Raw genomic sequence first — 15,339 nt, 5'->3', positions numbered from 1 at the left:
TCCGCCGGGCGACACCGACGTCCCGCCGACCGCCGACGCGGCTGTCACCGCCGCCGGACCCGACCGGCCCGCCGGGCGGCGGCACCGGATCGACGACTGGCGACCCGAGGACCCGACCTTCTGGCAGACGACCGGAGCGCCGATCGCCCGTCGCAACCTCTGGGTGTCGATCTTCGCCGAGCACGTCGGCTTCTCGGTGTGGAGCCTCTGGTCGGTCACCGTGCTCTTCCTCGGCCCGGCGTACGGCATCGACCCGGCGGGGAAGTTCCTGCTCACCGCCGTACCGGCCGCGCTGGGGGCGGTGCTGCGGCTGCCGTACACCCTGGCGGTGGCGCGCTTCGGCGGGCGGAACTGGACCATCGTCAGCGCGCTGCTGCTGCTGGTGCCGGCGGTGCCGATGGCGCTGCTGCTGGAGCCGGGTGTGTCGTACACCACGCTGATGGTGCTGGCCTGCCTGACCGGGGTCGGCGGCGGCAACTTCGCCTCGTCGATGGCGAACATCAACCTGTTCTTCCCGGACCGGCTCAAGGGTCGCGCACTCGGGCTCAACGCCGGGGGCGGCAACCTCGGCGTGCCGGCGGTGCAACTGGTCGGGCTGGCGGTGCTGGCCACCGCCGGGGCCGCGTACCCCCGGCTGGTGCCGGCGGTGTACCTGCCGCTGATCGTGCTGGCCGCGCTCGCCGCCGCCCGCTGGCTGGACAACATCCCGGACGCCCACAACGAACCCGGCGCGTTGCGGGAGGCCGCCCGCGACCGGCACACCTGGGTGATGTCCCTGCTGTACATCGGCACCTTCGGCTCGTTCATCGGCTTCGGCTTCGCCTTCGGCCAGGTGCTCCAGCTCCAGTTCGCCGAGCGGTTCCCCACCCCGGTCGACGCGGCCTGGCTGACCTTCCTCGGGCCGCTGATCGGTTCGTTGATCCGACCGTTCGGCGGTCAGCTCGCCGACCGGCTGGGCGGGGCCCGGGTGACGTTCTGGAACTTCGTCGCGATGGCCGTCGGCGCCGGCCTGGTGCTCTACGCCGCCCGGGAGCAGTCGTTCCCGCTCTACCTCGTCGGGTTCCTGGCGTTGTTCGTCTTCTCCGGCATCGGCAACGGGTCGACCTACAAGATGATCCCGGCGATCTTCCGGGTCCGGGCGGCGGCCGAGGCGGAGCTGACCGGCGACCCGGTCGCGGCGCAGCGCCGGGCCCGGCGACGCTCCGGGGCGCTGATCGGCATCGCCGGGGCGGTCGGCGCCTCGGGCGGGGTGCTGGTGAACGTGGCCTTCCGGCAGTCGTTCCTCACCTCGGGCAACGCGGACGCCGCCTACCTGGCCTTCATCGGCTGGTACGCGCTCTGTTTCGTGGTGACCTGGGTGGTCTACCTGCGGCCCGGCCCGGGTAAGCTGATCGGCGTGTGACCCTGGTCATCCGCCGAAACCGCAGGCCACGCCGGCCGACCCCCCGTTTTGACCAGCAGACCGGGCGCCGGGTATCGTTGCCTGCTGTTGTACGACATCCAGAGGCGTGCCGCTCAGGTACGCTTGGTCGTTCGTGCGCGCTGGTCCGGCCGGGAAGCCTCTGGTCACCTCGGCGCGCGACCCCAGACCGACGACGAGACAAGGTAGACCTGTGCGTACGTACAGCCCGAAGCCGGGTGAGATCGAGCGTCAGTGGCACGTTATCGACGCCTCTGATGTCGTGCTGGGCCGCCTGGCCACCCACGCCGCCACGCTGCTGCGCGGCAAGCACAAGCCGACTTTCGCGCCGCACGTCGACACGGGCGACTTCGTCGTCATCGTGAACGCGGGCAAGGTGGCGCTGACCGGCAACAAGCGGCAGACCAAGGTCGCCTACCGGCACTCCGGTTACCCGGGCGGCCTCAAGCAGATCGGCTACGAGGAGCTGCTGACCAAGCGGCCCGAGCGGGCCATCGAGCTGGCCGTGAAGGGGATGCTCCCGCACAACAAGCTCGGCCGTCAGCTGATCAAGAAGCTGAAGGTCTACGCCGGTGCCGAGCACCCGCACCTGGCGCAGCAGCCGGTGCCGTTCGAGATCAAGCAGATCGCGCAGTGAGCGAGGGCGAAGGAAACAGCATGACCGACATCACCGAGACCGAGGTTGCCCCGGAAGCCCCTGAGGCCACCGAGGCGCCCGCGCCCGTCGCCCGCGCGCCTCGTGGTGACCGGCCGATCCAGACCGTGGGCCGCCGCAAGGAGGCCATCGTCCGGGTCCGTATCGTCCCCGGCACCGGCAAGATCACCTGCAACGGCCAGGAGCTCGAGTCGTACTTCCCGAGCAAGGTGCACCAGCAGCTCATCAAGGACCCGCTGGTCACCGCCGAGAAGCTGGAGCAGTTCGACGTCATCGCCAACCTGCGTGGCGGCGGCACCACCGGCCAGGCCGGTGCGCTGCGGCTGGGCATCGCCCGTGCGCTGATCGTCAACGAGCCGGACGACCGCCCGGCCCTGAAGAAGGCCGGCTTCCTGACCCGGGACGCCCGGGTCAAGGAGAGCAAGAAGTACGGTCTCAAGAAGGCCCGTAAGGCGCCTCAGTACTCGAAGCGCTGATCACCACCAGCGCGTTGTACTTCTGACGGACGGCCGGGTCCGCCTCCCCTCCACGGGGAGGCGGCCCGGCCGTTTCCGTTTTCTCCACTCATCGCAGGTGCACCGGAGGTTCGCGGGTATGGGGCGGTTGTTCGGCACGGACGGCGTACGCGGGCGGGCGAACGTGGATCTCACCCCGGAGTTGGCGCTCGCGGTGGCGGTGGCCGCCGCGCACACGCTGGCCGAGTCGGACCGCAGCCACCCGCCGCTGGCGGTGGTCGGGCGGGACACCCGGGCCAGCGGCGAGATGCTGGAGGCCGCCGTGGTCGCCGGGCTCACCAGCGCCGGGGCCAGCGTGGTCCGGGTCGGCGTGCTGCCCACCCCGGCCGTGGCGTTCCTGACCGCCGAGGCCAAGGCCGACCTGGGCGTGATGCTCTCCGCCTCGCACAACCCGATGCCGGACAACGGGATCAAGCTGTTCGCCGCCGGTGGGCACAAGCTGCCCGACGAGATCGAGTTGCGGATCGAGGCGGCCGTCGAGGCGAACGCCACCACCGCCTGGGACCGTCCGGTCGGCGCGGGGGTCGGCCGGGTACACGACCTGCTCGACGGTGCCGACCACTACGTGCAGCACCTCGTCGGGACCGTGCCGCACCGCCTCGACGGCATCAAGGTCGTGGTCGACTGCGCCAACGGCGCCGCCGCCGAGGTCGCCCCGGTGGCCTACCGGGAGGCCGGCGCCGAGGTCATCGCGATCCACGCCGAACCGGACGGCCTCAACATCAACGACGAGTGCGGCTCCAACCACCTCGACAGCCTGCGGGCCGCCGTGGTCGAGCACGGTGCGCACCTGGGCCTCGCCCACGACGGCGACGCCGACCGCTGCGTGGCGGTCGACGCCACCGGCGCGGAGGTCGACGGCGACGAGCTGATGGCGATCCTCGCGCTGGCCCTGCGCGACGCCGGTGAGCTGACCCAGGACACCCTGGTCGCCACCGTGATGAGCAACCTCGGCCTGCGGCTGGCCATGTCCGCGCAGGGCATCCGGCTGGTCGAGACCAAGGTCGGCGACCGGTACGTGTTGGAGGAGCTGCGCGCCTCCGGCCTCGCCCTCGGCGGCGAGCAGAGCGGCCACCTCGTCATGCCCGCGCACGCCACCACCGGCGACGGGGTCCTCACCGGCCTGCACCTGATGGCCCGGATGGCCGCCACCGGCCGGTCCCTGGCCGAACTGGCCTCGGTGGTCACCAAGCTGCCGCAGGTGCTGATCAACGTGCCGGTCGGCGACCGCACCGCCGGTGCCACCGCACCCACCGTCAAGGCCGAGGTCGAGCGGGCCGAGGCGGAGCTGGGGGAGACCGGCCGGGTGCTGCTGCGGCCGTCGGGCACCGAACCGTTGGTCCGGGTGATGGTCGAGGCCGGCACCGAGGAGACCGCCCGGTCGGTGGCCGAACGGATCGCCGCCCAGGTCAGCGCCGCCAGCCCTGCCAACTGACCGTCCCCGTTGCGGGCGGGTCCCGCCTGCTCCACCCCTCGTTGTGCTGCCGGCGTCGCCGGTGGGCCCGGGGAGCGTCCCGGTGGCTGCCCCACCGCGTGCCCCCGGTTGTGCCGGTGCCGGCTGACCCTGCTGGCGGGCGCGACGATGCCGGCCCGCGTGGGTGGTCAGCGGGCGTCGGACGCCTGTCCCGCGTGGGTGGTCAGCGGGCGTCGGACGCCAGTCCCGCGCGGGTGATCAGCGGGGGTCGGACAGGGCGCGTAGCCGGGCGACCGCCTCGGTCAGCACCTCGGGACGCTTGCAGAAGGCGAACCGGACCAACCGCCGGCCGGCCTCCGCGTCGTCGTAGAAGACCTGGGTGGGCACCGCCACCACACCGCAGCGTTCCGGCAGGGACCGGCAGAACTCCAACCCGTCCCGACCGCCGAGGCCGGTGATGTCGGCGGTGACGAAGTACGTCCCCTCCGGGGTGAGCACCGCGAAACCGGCGTCGGTCAGGCCACCGATCAGCAGGTCCCGCTGCCGCTGGAGGCTGTCACGGAAACCGGTGTAGTAGTCGTCGGGCAGGGCCAGCGCCACGGCGACCGCCGGTTGCAGCGGTGCCGCGTTGACGAAGGTGAGGAACTGCTTGACCCGCAGCACCGCCGACACCAGCGCGGCGGGGCCACTGACCCAGCCCACCTTCCAGCCGGTGCAGGAGAACGTCTTGCCGGCCGACGAGATGCGCAGGGTCCGTTCCCACATCCCCGGCAGGGTGGCCAGCGGCAGGTGCGCGGCGGCGGCGTCGGTGAAGACGAGGTGCTCGTACACCTCGTCGGTGACCGCGTACACGTCGTGCTCCTGGCAGAGGTCGGCGAGCAGGGCCAGCTCCGGCGCGGTGAACACCTTCCCGGTCGGGTTGTGCGGGGAGTTCAGCAGCATCAGCCGGGTACGCGGCCCGAACGCGGCCCGCAGCTCGGCGGGGTCGAAGGCGTACCGGCCGTCGTCGCCGGGGCGCAGCGTCACCGGCCGTCGTACCGCCCCGGCGAGGGCGATCGACGCCGCGTACGAGTCGTAGTAGGGCTCGAAGCAGATCACCTCGTCGCCCGGCTCGCAGAGCGCGAGGATGCTCGCGGCGATCGCCTCGGTGGCCCCGGCGGTGACGATCACCTCGCCGTCCGGGTCGTAGTCCAGCGCCCAGAACCGCCGTTGGTGCGCGGCGACGGCAGCGCGCAGGGCGGGAATGCCGGGGCCCGGCGGGTACTGGTTGTGCCCGGAGCGCAGCGCCTCGGCGGCGGCGGCCAGCATCTCCGGCGGCCCGTCGGTGTCCGGGAAGCCCTGGCCCAGGTTGACCGCACCGGTCCGGACGGCGAGCGCGGACATCTCCGCGAACACCGTCGTCCCGAACGGACGCATCCGGGTCACCAGCGGGTCCACATCGGTCGACGTCGTCACGCCCGTCAGCCTACGGCCCGCGACCACCCCTGCCACCGGGTCCGGTCGCCGCCATTCTTCCCCTGACGGGGTCTTCCCCTGGTCCGGCGGGTCAGCGGACCCGGTTGGCGTGGCACTGCACCTGCCAGTCGTCCGGGCCGGCCACGTCGGTGACCGGGGGCCGGGTGCCGACGGTGGTGGTGCACCGGAACCCGCCCGGGTTGCCGCCGGAGCGGGTGGCGCTGACCAGCACCCGGTTCGGATCGTCGACACGCAGCGTCATCCGCCAGGGCAGCCGCACCTTGTCCTGTCGGATGAAGTAGCCGTCCCCGTCATAGAACTGGAGGTCGACGGAGCCGGTCCCGGTCACCTCGTACGTCACCGGGTACCGGCCGGGGCCGTCGGCCGGCGCGGTGGCGGGCGCGGGCGGCTGGAGCGGCTGCGGCGGGCTCCAGCTCGGCTCGGGTTCGTCGTCGTAGTAACCGTTGTCGTAGGGCTCCGCGGTTGCCGTGTCCGGCCCGGAGCTGCCCAGCAGGCGACCTCCCCCGCAGAAGCAGGCGCAGACGACGAGGACGAGCACCACGACCACGGCGACCACGATGCCCACCACCGCACCGGTGCCGGTGGAGCTCCGCCCGCCCGGCGACGGGTGGGCCGGATAGGCGAACGGCGGCGGATACCCCGGCGGTGGCCAGCCGGGACCGGGTGGCCCGCCCGGCATTCCCGGGGTCGTGCCGGGCCACCCGGTGGGCGGGCCGCCGGGCAGCCCGGGGGCCGCGCCGGGCCAACCGGTGGGTCCGGGGCCGGACCGGACCAACCGGTGGGTCCCGGCGCCGGACCGGGCCAACCGGTGGGCGGGGTGTGCCGGGCCAGCCGGGAGCGGGTGCGCCGGCAGGGTCGATCGGCGGGTCGGGAGGGACCGGCCCGGCGGGCGCGCTGCCGGCAGTCGGACCGCCGGGCCACGGGTCGGGGGCCGCCCAGGGCTGCGGGACCGCGAACGGGTCCGGTGGAGTCCAGGGGGACGGGCCGGGCGACGGGTCGTTGGACGCCGCCGGGGCCGGGTCGCCGGGCGGGGGCGGGGGATCGCTGGGGGGTGGCGCGTCGGACATGGCGGCTCCGGGACGGAAGTGGAGGAAAGGGGCGAGCGGGCCGTCCCAGGGACGTTCCAGGGGTCGCCGAGAGACTCTCGTACCGCCGGGCCGCCCGCAACCCCGTCCGGACGGCCGGGTGCGCCGGTAGTCCGATTGCCGCCCGTCACCGACCGATCGCTCAAATTCGGTGATTGATTGCCCGACTTCCGCGCACGCGAGGTGAGCGAAACTGGGTTAGGCTGCGAACCATGTGTGGAATCGTGGGTTACGCCGGCGCACGTCCGGCGCTCGGCATCGTGCTCGACGGATTGCGGCGGCTGGAATACCGGGGCTACGACTCGGCCGGGGTCGCGATCGTCTGCGACGACGAGCTGCTCACCGAGAAGAAGGCCGGCAAGCTGGCCAACCTGGAGAAGGTCCTGTCCGAGCGGGCCGCCACCAACCCGGACGACTGCGCCGCCAGCCCGGTCGGCATCGGCGACGGCACCACCGGCATCGGGCACACCCGGTGGGCCACCCACGGCGGCCCGACCGACCGTAACGCCCACCCGCACCTGGCCCCCGACGGCCGGGTCGCCGTGATCCACAACGGCATCATCGAGAACTTCGCCAAGCTCCGCGCCGAGCTGGAGGACGACGGCGTCCAGTTCACCAGCGACACCGACACGGAGTGCGCCGCCCATCTGCTCTCCCACGCGCTCGCCGAGCTGCGGGCGGCCGGCGGGACCGACAGCCCGCAACTGCTCGCCGCCGCGATGCGGGTGGTGTGCCGGCGGTTGGAGGGCGCGTTCACCCTGCTCGCCGTCGATGCCGCCATTCCCGGTGCGGTGGTCGGCGCCCGGCGCAACTCGCCGCTGGTGGTGGGCCGGGGCGAGGGGGAGAACTACCTGGCCAGTGACGTGGCGGCGTTCATCGAGCACACCCGCGAGGCGGTCGAGCTGGGGCAGGACCAACTCGTCCTGATCACCGCCGACAGCATCGAGATCACCGACTTCGACGGTCAGCCGGCCACCGGCAAGGACTTCCACATCGACTGGGACTCCTCGGCTGCCGAGAAGGGCGGCTACGACTGGTTCATGCTCAAGGAGATCGAGGAGCAGCCGCAGGCCATCGCGGACACCCTGCTCGGCCGGCTCACCGAGACCGGCGAGATCGCCCTCGACGAGGTCCGCCTCAGCGACCAGGACCTGCGCGACGTCGACAAGATCTTCATCGTGGCCTGCGGCACCGCCTACCACTCCGGCATGGTCGCCAAGTACGCCATCGAGCACTGGACCCGGATCCCCTGTGAGGTGGAGCTGGCCAGCGAGTTCCGCTACCGCGACCCGGTGCTCGACCGGTCCACCCTGATCGTGGTGATCTCGCAGTCCGGCGAGACGATGGACACCCTGATGGCGCTGCGGCACGCCAAGGAGCAGAAGGCCCGGGTGTTGGCCATCTGCAACACCAACGGCTCCACCATCCCGCGCGAGTCCGACGCGGTGCTCTACACCCACGGCGGCCCGGAGATCGCCGTCGCCTCCACCAAGGCGTTCCTCACCCAGCTGGTCGCCTGCTATCTGATCGGGCTGCACCTGGCCCAGGTACGCGGGATCAAGTTCGCCGACGAGGTCGGCGCGGTGGTGGCCCAGCTCCAGGAGATGCCGGGCAAGCTGCGGGAGCTGCTGGGCCGGATCGAGCCGGTGCGGGAGCTGGCCCGGGAGCTGAAGTCCGAGCCGACGGTGCTGTTCATCGGTCGGCACGTCGGCTACCCGGTGGCCCTGGAGGGCGCGCTCAAGCTCAAGGAGCTGGCGTACATGCACGCCGAGGGGTTCGCCGCCGGTGAGCTGAAGCACGGGCCGATCGCCCTGATCGACCAGGGCACCCCGGTGATCTGCGTGGTGCCGTCCCCGGTCGGCCGGGGCATGCTGCACGACAAGATCGTCTCCAACATCCAGGAGGTCCGGGCCCGAGGTGCGCGGACCATCGTGATCGCCGAGGAGGGCGACGAGGCGGTGGTGCGTTACGCCGACCACCTGATCTATGTGCCGCGTACGCCGACCCTGCTCGCGCCGCTGGTCACCACCGTGCCGTTGCAGGTGTTCGCGGCCGAGATCGCCGCTGCCCGGGGCCACGACGTCGACCAGCCGCGCAACCTGGCGAAGTCGGTCACCGTCGAGTAGGTGACCCCGCGCCACCGACGGTGACCCGGTCACCGGCCGAGCACGATCCGGGCCATCCCGTCCAGGGCGGGGTTGCCGGGCTCCCAGTAGCCGGTGTGGCCGTACCGGCCGCTGGGGAAGGTCCGGCCACCGAAACCCGGATCGCTCGGGTCGTGCCCGAACCACAGTTGGTGGTCGTCGGGGCGTAGCAGCCAGGCGGCGCTGGCCAGCGGCGAGGCGGCCAGCACCGCCCGGCCGGCCAGCTCCCGGGGCGGCTCGACCAGCCTGATCACGTCGTCGCCGGCGGTGCTCGACCAGACCTGCTGCGGTGGCAGGCCGAGCGCCCCGGCCCGGTCCACCCCCACTCCGGGTGAGCCGACGAAGGCGAGCGCGTCGGCGGCCAGCCCGTGGTCCCGGGCGGCGCTGCCCACCACCAGTGAGCCGTAACTGTGCCCGAGCACGGTCTGCCGGGCCGGGGGCCCGTCGTGGGTGGCGCGCAGCCCTTCCTGGAAACGGTGCAGCGCCGGACCGGCGTCCCGGGCCTGGGTCGGCGAGGACGCCTCGGGCAGGAAGTCGGGGGCGTCGTAGTCCAGCCAGAGCACCGCCGCCGTCTCCGCGCCGGGGGCGATGGCGGCGCACCTGGCCTGCACCCGGGCGGCCCGGCCCAGCTCACCAGGGACGTCGGCGAGGTCGCTGGTCATCCCCGGCACGTAGGTGAGCACCCGGCCGGCCCGGTCCGGATTGCCCAGCGCGACGATCGCCCGGCCGTCACCGCGCGGGTCGAGCCCGAGCAGGTACGCCCGGGGCGGTGAGGTGGCGGCCAGCCGACCGGCGAGCCCGTCCAGGACGGCCAACGCCGCATCGATCCGCCGCCGACCGCGCCCGCCCGGCGTCGCCCGGCGGGCGGTCAGCAGCGCCTCCCGGTGGCCGGCCAGCAGCAGCCGGTTCGCCTGGTCCCGGGCCGAGGTCGGCACCCCGTCGCGCGGGCCGATCCGGGTCGGCTCGTGCAGCACCAGCCAGCGCCGCTGGGCCGGGGTGAGGGTGGCCCACCAGGCCCGGACCGTCGCCGCACTGGCGTCGTCGGCCGGTCGGCCCGGTGGTGGCCGCTCGACCCAGCCGGTGCGGGCCGCCCCGGACAGCTCGGCCAGCCGGGAGGCCGCCTCCCGGTCGGCCGCGTCGGCCAGCGCGAGCGCCTCCCGCAGCGCCGCCGCCACCTGCCCCACCGCCACGGGCGAACCCACCCCGCCGCCCCCGCCCCCGCCGCCTGCGCCCGCAGCCGCCGCCCCGTTGCCGCCCCCGGCACCCGCGCCGCCGCCGGCGGCGCTCCCACCGGCGCGGGGGTCCGGGGCCGGACCACGGACCTGGCCCCCGCGCCGACGCCACCGCCCGTCGGAGAAGGGCGGGCACCCACCCCGACCGGGAGCTCACCCGCCTCGGGGCCGCGCCAGAGCAGGGGTGCCGCCCGGACACCGCCGTGCCGGTCCACCGCCACGCCGGTGCGGTCGGCCAGCGCCACCGCCTCGGCGAGCCGGGCCTTCGCCACCCGGAGCCGACCGGCGAACTCGGCGAGCACCTGGTCGACCTCGACCAGCGCCGGCAGGATGGTGGCCAGTTCCGACCGGAGCCCGTCGAGCCGCCCACCGGCCGCTGTCGCCGCCCCGCCGGCCCAGCCCGCCCGCAACGCCGCGGCCCGGTCGGCCAGCCCGGCCCGTCGCCGCCCGACCGGTGCGTCCACCCCGCGCCAGGCCACCCCCGCCGCGTCCCAGTCACCCGGGAGGCGGACCAGAGCTGGGCGTACCCGATCATCGGGGTCGGCCGACCAGCCGCCCGGCGGCCCGGTCGTCGGCCGCCGTGTACGCATCGGCGGCGGCGCGCAGGGCCGCGCCGGCCTCCGCCACCCGGACGCCGAGCGCCCCGTGCCACGCGTGCACCGCCGACTCCAGCCCGGCCAGGGCAGAGCCGGCCCGCCACCCCGGTGCGGACAGCACCAGGCCGGGTCGGCCCGCCAACCCCTGGGCCAGCGCGTACGCCTCGTCGGCCAACCCACCGGCCGCCACCCGCAGCACCGACAGGTCGACCTCCACCGGCTCGTTCGTCACCCGCCCGCCTCCTCCACCCCCGTGGTCGGTCCCGCCGCCCGACTGCCGCACCGACGCTAGGCGGACGGGCAGCCGGTGGACCTGCCCTGTGGACGACGGGCGGCGGTCGTACCCCCGGGTTGTCCACAGGTCTTGCCCGGGGCGTCGCCGGTGGCTACTCTGCCGCCCGGCCGCCGGTAGGGTGATCTCGGCCACGACGGAGCCGGGACGTGGGTCGAACCGGCCGTCCCTCCGCGACGGGACGCCGTGGCCGGGAAGACGGCCGGCGGCAGGGACGGGGACGGCATGAGACCGGTGTGGCGGGTATCGGACGTACGTGCGGCGGAGGCCGGCCTGATGGCCACCCTCCCGCCCGGGACGCTGATGCAGCGGGCGGCGGCCGGGCTGGCCCGACGTTGCGCCCTGCTGCTCGCCGGCCGGGGCGGGGTCTACGGCGCGCGGGTGCTGGTGCTGGCCGGTTCCGGCGACAACGGCGGCGACGCGCTGTACGCGGGCGAGCGGCTGGCCCGGCGCGGCGCGCAGGTCGCCGTGCTGGCGACCGCCCCGGCCGGACGCACGCCGACGGGTTGGCGGCGCTGCGGGCCGCCGGTGGCCGGCTGGTCGACGCCCCACCGCCCACCGTCGATCTGGTGCTCGACGGGATCGTCGGGATCGGGGGCAGCGGTGGGCTGCGGGAGGCCGCTGACGACCTCGTCGCCGGCCTGCCCGCGCTGCGGGGACGCGACGGCGGCCGGGCCACGGTCGTCGCGGTGGACGTGCCCAGCGGGGTGGCGGTGGACACCGGGGACGTGCCGACGGACGGGTCCGGTCGGCCCGGCGCCGTCCGGGCCGACGTGACGGTGGCGTTCGGCGCGCTCAAACCTGCCCTGGTGGTCGGCCCGGCGGCCCCGCTCGCCGGTCAGGTCGAGCTGGTCGACATCGGGCTCGGGCCGTGGCTGCGCGGCACCCCTGCATCGTGGGTGACCGAATGGTCGGACGTGCGCGACTGGTGGCCCCGCACCGGGGCGTCCTCGGAGAAGTACAGCCGGGGCGTGGTCGGGGTGGCCACCGGGTCGCGGACCTACCCGGGGGCGGCGGTGCTCTCGGTGGGTGGCGCGCTGGCCGGCCCCACCGGGCTGGTCCGGTACGCCGGTGGCGCCCGGGGCGAGGTGGTCCGGCAGCACCCGTCGGTGATCGCCACCGACCGGGTCGCCGGGGCCGGCCGGGTTCAGACCTGGGTCTGCGGCTCCGGCCTGGGCACCGACGAGCAGGCCGGGGCGGAGCTGCGCGCGGTGCTGGCCGCGCCGGTGCCGGTGGTGCTCGACGCCGACGCGTTGACCCTGCTGGTGGACGGTTCGCTCGCCGGCCGGCTGCGCAACCGGGACGCCCCGATCGTGGTCACCCCGCACGACCGGGAGTTCCGCCGGCTCTCCGGGGAGGAGCCGGGGGCCGACCGGGTCGCCGCCGCGCTGCGGCTGGCCGCCTGGATGAACGCGACGGTGCTGCTCAAGGGGGACCGCACGGTCGTCGGGACGCCCGACGGCCGGGCGTACGTCAACCCGACCGGCAGCCCCGCGCTGGCCACCGGGGGCACCGGGGACGTGCTGGCCGGGTTGCTCGGTTCGCTGCTCGCCGCCGGGCTGGCCCCGGAACGGGCGGCGGTCGTCGCGGCGTACCTGCACGGGCTGGCCGGTCGGGAGGCGGCCCGGGGCGGCCCGGTGACCGCGCCGGACGTGGTGGCCGCGTTGCGCCCGGTGGTGGCCCCGCTGCTCTGACCGGCCCGGGTCGGCGTCCACCGGCCGGTGATCAGCGACGCCAGTAGGCTGGGCGCATGTGGCAGGCCGAGGTACGCGTCGATCTGGACGCGATCCGTGCAAACGTGACCCGACTCCGGTCGGGCACCAGCGCCGAGCTGATGGCGGTGGTGAAGGGCGACGGGTACGGCCACGGCATGGTCCCGTCGGCGCGGGCCGCGCTCGACGCGGGGGCGGACTGGCTGGGGGTGTGCACCCTCGACGAGGCGTTGACCCTGCGCCGGGCCGGGATCACCGTGCCGGTGCTGGCCTGGCTGCTCGACCCGGGGCTGCCCCTGCACGAGGGGGTGGCGGCCGGGGTGGACCTGGCCGCCGCGAGCCTGTCCCAGCTCGACGAGATGGTCGCGGCGGGCCGGGCCGCCGACCGGCCCGCCCGGCTGCACCTCAAGATCGACACCGGCCTGTCCCGGGGCGGCGCCACCGTGGCCGACTGGCCGACCCTGCTGGAGGCCGCCGCGAAGGCCCAGGCCGACGGCCTGGTCGAGGTCGTCGGCGTGTGGAGCCACTTCGTGTACGCGGACTCGCCCGGCCACCCCACCACCGACCGGCAGTTGGCGGTGTTCCACGAGGGGCTGGCCATGGTCGACCGGGCCGGCCTGCGCCCGCGTTACCGGCACCTGGCCAACTCGGCGGCCACCCTGACCCGACCCGACACCCACTTCGACCTGGTCCGGCCCGGGATCGCCGTGTACGGGCTGTCACCGATCGCCGGGCAGCAGTTCGGGTTGCGTCGGGCGATGACCGCGCGGGCCCGGGTGATGCTCACCAAGCGGGTCCCCGCCGGCACCGGCGTGTCCTACGGGCACACCTACACCACCGAGGAGGAGGCGAACCTGGCGGTGGTGCCGCTCGGCTACGCCGACGGGGTGCCCCGGCACGCCTCCAACGTCGGCCCGGTGCAACTCGGCGGGAAACGACGCACCATCTCCGGCCGGGTCTGCATGGACCAGTTCGTGCTCGACTGCGGTGCCGACGAGGTGGCCGCCGGTGACGTGGCGACCCTGTTCGGCAGCGGCGACGACGGGATGCCCACCGCCGACGACTGGGCCGAGGCGGTCGGCACGATCAACTACGAGATCGTCACCCGGTTCGGCGGGGTCCGGGTGCCCCGGATCTACGACGGGGAGCGACCGTGAGCGCGGTCAGCCGGTTCCGGGTGCCCCGGCCGAGGACGGCCGCAGGCAGGGTGGCCGGCGTGGTCGGGGCCGCGGTCGGGGTGGCCGCCGCCGGGCTGGCCGCCGGGGTGGCCACCGAACGCGCCCTGGTCCGCCGGCTCAAGGCCGACCCCGCCGACCCGTACGCGGGGGAGGACTTCGGCGCGCAGCGCTACGACGAGGCGTACCGGCTGGAGTTGCCGGACGGCACCGACATCCACGTCGAGGTGGTCGAGCCGACCCGGCCGGTGCCGGGGCACCCGACGGTGGTGCTGGTGCACGGCTTCTGCCTGGACATGGGGACGTTCCACTTCCAGCGTCAACTGCTCGCCGAGCGGGGCGACTACCGGGTCGTCGCGTACGACCAGCCGGGGCACGGCCGGTCGGGGCGGTTGGAGAGCGGCGAGTACGACCTCGCCGCGCTCGGGCACACCCTGCGCCGGGTGATCGACCGGACCGCCCCGGAGGGGCCGTTGGTGCTGGTCGGGCACTCGATGGGCGGGATGACCATCATGGCGTTCGCCGAGGCGTACCCGGAGTTCTTCGGTGACCGGGTGGTCGGCACGGTGCTGATGGCCACGTCGGGCGGGTTGCTCGCCGAGACGAAGCTGGTGGCGCCGGCCCTACTCGGCCGGGTCGGCTCGCCGGTGCTGTTCATGATGAGCACCACCACCCGGTACGGCGGGCTCGTCATCGACCGGGCCCGGAAGTCCACCTCCAACGTGGCCTGGCTGCTGACCCGCCGGTACGGCTTCGGCACCCCGAAACCGAGCCCGGCCCTGGTGTCGTACGTGGAACGGATGAACTCCCGCACGTCGGCCGACACGGTGACCCGCTACCTGCGGACCCTGGCCACCCACTCCCGGTTCCCGGCGCTGGCCGCGCTGAGCGGCACACCGGTGCTGGTCGTGGTGGGCGACAAGGACATGATCACGCCGGTGGTCCACTCGGACGAGATCGTCCGTCGGCTGCCGCACGCCGAATACCTGAAGATCCGAGACAGCGGGCACGTGGTGATGCTGGAACACGCCGACGAGGTCAACGCCGCGCTGGAACGCTTCCTGGAGGCGCTGTGAGCTGGTCCGTCGTTCCTGCGCCGGTCGCCGGCGGACCGGACCGACCCGGGGTGGCCCGGTGACCGTACGCGTCACGCTACCCACGGTCGACGACACGCACGCCTTCGGCCGGCGGCTCGCCGGGGTGCTGCGCGCCGGTGACCTGCTGCTGCTCACCGGCCCGCTGGGGGCCGGCAAGACCGCGCTCACCCAGGGCCTCGGTGCCGGCCTGGGGGTACGCGGCGACGTCACCTCGCCGACCTTCGTGATCGCCCGGGTGCACCGGCCCGACCCGGCACGCGGCGGCACGGTGGCCCTGGTGCACGCCGACGCGTACCGGTTGGGTGACGCGACCGACCCGCGCGCCGAGATCGACGACCTGGACCTCGACGCCTCGGTGGACGACTCGGTGACCGTGGTCGAGTGGGGCGAAGGGCTGGTCGAGCAGCTCGCCGACGCCCACCTGCGGGTCCGCATCGACCGGCGCGACGACGACACCCGGGTGGTCGAGTTGGAGCCGGTGGGCGGGGACTGGTCGCGACGGTTGACCGCGCTGGGCTGACCGGCT

At 74.5% G+C, this 15,339-nt stretch carries 12 protein-coding genes and 1 pseudogene; 9 read left to right on the top strand and 4 right to left on the bottom strand.

Annotated features, from left to right (window positions below; translation table 11 throughout):
• Positions 1 to 88 precede the first annotated feature (88 nt).
• From ACQP2H_RS26950 to glmM, 4 genes are all read left to right on the top strand, one after another.
• On the top strand, positions 89 to 1,402 hold the full coding sequence (locus tag ACQP2H_RS26950; protein WP_208568316.1) for an MFS transporter: 1,314 nt from the start codon (positions 89 to 91) through the stop codon (positions 1,400 to 1,402).
• A gap of 211 nt (positions 1,403 to 1,613) precedes the next feature.
• Entirely contained in the window at positions 1,614 to 2,057 is a 444-nt protein-coding gene (gene rplM, locus ACQP2H_RS26945; RefSeq protein WP_030489638.1) for a 50S ribosomal protein L13, read from the top strand.
• A gap of 20 nt (positions 2,058 to 2,077) precedes the next feature.
• Entirely contained in the window at positions 2,078 to 2,551 is a 474-nt protein-coding gene (gene rpsI, locus ACQP2H_RS26940; protein ID WP_091241865.1) for a 30S ribosomal protein S9, read from the top strand.
• 118 nt (positions 2,552 to 2,669) lie between these two features.
• The gene (gene glmM / locus ACQP2H_RS26935; RefSeq protein WP_433229350.1) at positions 2,670 to 4,025 is read left to right on the top strand and encodes a phosphoglucosamine mutase; all 1,356 of its coding nucleotides are present in this window, start codon (positions 2,670 to 2,672) and stop codon (positions 4,023 to 4,025) included.
• Positions 4,026 to 4,262: 237 nt separating this feature from the next.
• Here glmM and ACQP2H_RS26930 read toward each other — a convergent pair whose 3' ends face one another.
• Both ACQP2H_RS26930 and ACQP2H_RS26925 read right to left on the bottom strand, forming a co-directional pair.
• Positions 4,263 to 5,420, bottom strand: coding sequence for a pyridoxal phosphate-dependent aminotransferase (locus ACQP2H_RS26930; protein WP_433233692.1), 1,158 nt, complete (start codon positions 5,418 to 5,420; stop codon positions 4,263 to 4,265).
• A 130-nt stretch (positions 5,421 to 5,550) separates the two neighbouring features.
• Entirely contained in the window at positions 5,551 to 6,045 is a 495-nt protein-coding gene (locus ACQP2H_RS26925) for a hypothetical protein (protein WP_433229348.1), read from the bottom strand.
• A gap of 732 nt (positions 6,046 to 6,777) precedes the next feature.
• Here ACQP2H_RS26925 and glmS point away from each other — a divergent pair.
• The gene (glmS, locus tag ACQP2H_RS26920) at positions 6,778 to 8,691 is read left to right on the top strand and encodes a glutamine--fructose-6-phosphate transaminase (isomerizing) (RefSeq protein ID WP_208568166.1); all 1,914 of its coding nucleotides are present in this window, start codon (positions 6,778 to 6,780) and stop codon (positions 8,689 to 8,691) included.
• Positions 8,692 to 8,720: 29 nt separating this feature from the next.
• On the opposite strand, the gene ACQP2H_RS26915 is transcribed toward glmS, so the two are convergent.
• Both ACQP2H_RS26915 and ACQP2H_RS26910 read right to left on the bottom strand, forming a co-directional pair.
• On the bottom strand, positions 8,721 to 9,911 hold the full coding sequence (locus ACQP2H_RS26915) for an alpha/beta hydrolase (protein WP_433229346.1): 1,191 nt from the start codon (positions 9,909 to 9,911) through the stop codon (positions 8,721 to 8,723).
• A 561-nt stretch (positions 9,912 to 10,472) separates the two neighbouring features.
• Positions 10,473 to 10,769, bottom strand: a complete 297-nt coding sequence (locus ACQP2H_RS26910; protein WP_219464707.1) for a hypothetical protein — start codon at positions 10,767 to 10,769, stop codon at positions 10,473 to 10,475.
• 285 nt (positions 10,770 to 11,054) lie between these two features.
• On the opposite strand from ACQP2H_RS26910, the pseudogene ACQP2H_RS26905 reads away from it, so the two are divergent.
• From ACQP2H_RS26905 to tsaE, 4 genes and pseudogenes are all read left to right on the top strand, one after another.
• Positions 11,055 to 12,523: pseudogene (locus ACQP2H_RS26905) on the top strand (NAD(P)H-hydrate dehydratase).
• Positions 12,524 to 12,579: 56 nt separating this feature from the next.
• Complete coding sequence (gene alr, locus ACQP2H_RS26900) at positions 12,580 to 13,698, top strand: alanine racemase (RefSeq protein WP_219464705.1); 1,119 nt, start codon at positions 12,580 to 12,582, stop codon at positions 13,696 to 13,698.
• Entirely contained in the window at positions 13,695 to 14,792 is a 1,098-nt protein-coding gene (locus ACQP2H_RS26895; protein WP_219464704.1) for an alpha/beta fold hydrolase, read from the top strand. The genes alr and ACQP2H_RS26895 overlap by 4 nt, the downstream gene beginning before the upstream one ends.
• A 58-nt stretch (positions 14,793 to 14,850) precedes the next feature.
• Positions 14,851 to 15,333, top strand: a complete 483-nt coding sequence (gene tsaE, locus ACQP2H_RS26890; RefSeq protein ID WP_208568160.1) for a tRNA (adenosine(37)-N6)-threonylcarbamoyltransferase complex ATPase subunit type 1 TsaE — start codon at positions 14,851 to 14,853, stop codon at positions 15,331 to 15,333.
• Positions 15,334 to 15,339: the final 6 nt, after the last annotated feature.

It is taken from the genome of Micromonospora sp. CA-248260 (assembly GCF_050942205.1).
Lineage (GTDB): Bacteria > Actinomycetota > Actinomycetes > Mycobacteriales > Micromonosporaceae > Micromonospora > Micromonospora antibiotica.
The sequence above is the reverse complement of the archived record's forward strand: the minus strand, read 5'-3'. Positions and strand labels throughout refer to the sequence as shown.

What these genes read in the sequence shown, in the direction of transcription:
- rpsI (WP_091241865.1), top strand. Translation starts at nt 2,078, where the DNA reads ATGACCGACATCACCGAGACCGAGGTTGCCCCGGAAGCCCCTGAGGCC.
- glmM (WP_433229350.1), top strand. Translation starts at nt 2,670, where the DNA reads ATGGGGCGGTTGTTCGGCACGGACGGCGTACGCGGGCGGGCGAACGTG.
- ACQP2H_RS26930 (WP_433233692.1), bottom strand. Translation starts at nt 5,420, where the DNA reads ATGCGTCCGTTCGGGACGACGGTGTTCGCGGAGATGTCCGCGCTCGCC.
- glmS (WP_208568166.1), top strand. Translation starts at nt 6,778, where the DNA reads ATGTGTGGAATCGTGGGTTACGCCGGCGCACGTCCGGCGCTCGGCATC.
- alr (WP_219464705.1), top strand. Translation starts at nt 12,580, where the DNA reads ATGTGGCAGGCCGAGGTACGCGTCGATCTGGACGCGATCCGTGCAAAC.